Source organism: Vibrio sp. D173a, from assembly GCF_030248475.1.
This window is the reverse complement of record NZ_JAHGAH010000103.1, coordinates 1-1,672: the sequence shown is the minus strand read 5'-3', so window position 1 is coordinate 1,672 and position 1,672 is coordinate 1. Positions and strand designations below refer to the sequence as shown.

General features: G+C 42.9%; 1 protein-coding gene. It reads left to right on the top strand.

The features are described from left to right. The first annotated feature begins 188 nt into the window (after positions 1-188). Positions 189-1,568, top strand: coding sequence for an IS4 family transposase (locus tag KIV40_RS11625; protein ID WP_285349327.1), 1,380 nt, complete (start codon positions 189-191; stop codon positions 1,566-1,568). The last annotated feature ends 104 nt before the right edge of the window (positions 1,569-1,672 follow it).

The following is a 1,672-nucleotide window of genomic DNA, read 5'->3' as shown; positions in this document are numbered from 1 at the left end:
CGTCTTATTGCCAAACGAATTGAAGATATGGGATTGGACTAATTTTTCCTAGAATCCAAATAGCAAAAAGCCGGGTGATGACCTGTCTCTTATACACAAATCCCCAAGCTTATAGCTTGGGGATTTTTTTTGAACTCTTTCAAGTGTGTGTGATCTGATCACTTAGCAATCCTTACTGAAACACTAAGATGACACACTCAGACGCTAAACTTTGGGCACAAGAACAATTTGGACAAGCACAACTTAAAGACCCTCGAAGAACACAACGCCTCATCAGCTTAGCGACTTCTATTGCTAATCAACCAGGAGTCTCCGTGGCTAAACTTCCTTTTTCTCCCGCCGATATGGAAGGTGCATATCGCTTTATCCGCAATGAAAACATCAATGCAGAAGACATCGCTGAAGCAGGTTTTCAATCAACGGTATCTCGAGCTAACGAGCATAAGGAATTACTCGCGCTTGAAGATACAACAACGCTCAGCTTTTCGCATCGAAGTATCAAAGAAGAACTCGGGCATACTAATCAAGGCGATAGAACTCGAGCTCTCCACGTACATTCGACGTTACTTTTTGCACCACAAAGCCAAACCATTGTTGGTCTGATAGAGCAGCAACGATGGAGCCGAGATATTACCAAGCGTGGGCAAAAGCACCAACACGCGACTCGTCCTTATAAGGAGAAAGAGAGTTACAAGTGGGAGCAAGCCTCTCGCCGTGTCGTTGAACGCCTAGGGGATAAAATGTTAGATGTTATCTCGGTCTGTGACCGAGAAGCTGACCTATTCGAATACTTAACTTATAAGCGTCAACATCAGCAGCGTTTTGTCGTTCGCTCAATGCAAAGTCGTTGTCTAGAAGAGCATGCTCAAAAGCTTTACGACTATGCGCAAGCGTTACCAAGCGTCGAGACAAAAGCGCTTACCATCCCCCAAAAAGGAGGGAGAAAAGCGAGAGATGTAAAGCTTGATGTTAAATATGGTCAGGTGACATTAAAGGCTCCGGCAAACAAAAAAGAGCACGCAGGCATACCTGTTTATTATGTTGGTTGTCTTGAGCAAGGGACATCAAAAGACAAGTTAGCATGGCACCTCTTGACGTCGGAGCCAATAAACAACGTTGAAGATGCCATGAGAATTATCGGTTATTACGAGCGCCGATGGCTGATTGAAGATTTCCATAAAGTCTGGAAAAGTGAAGGGACAGATGTGGAGTCACTCAGGCTACAAAGTAAAGATAACTTAGAGAGATTAAGTGTCATCTATGCCTTTGTTGCTACGCGTTTATTGGCATTACGCTTCATGAAAGAAGTTGATGAGCTAACGAAAGAAAGTTGTGAAAAGGTATTGGGCCAAAAAGCTTGGAAGCTACTATGGTTGAAACTAGAAAGTAAGACGTTACCTAAAGAAGTGCCCGATATGGGTTGGGCGTACAAAAATCTCGCTAAATTAGGCGGTTGGAAAGATACCAAAAGGACGGGTAGAGCTTCAATAAAGGTGCTTTGGGAAGGATGGTTTAAACTACAAACCATCCTTGAGGGCTACGAACTCGCAATGTCTCTTGATCACTAGACTTGTGATCAAGAGACAGCTCATTAGAGAGGGTTTTTTTATCCCGCCACTAACGTATTATTTTTATTTAAGAGAAATAATACATTCGATAAGCCTCCATATAT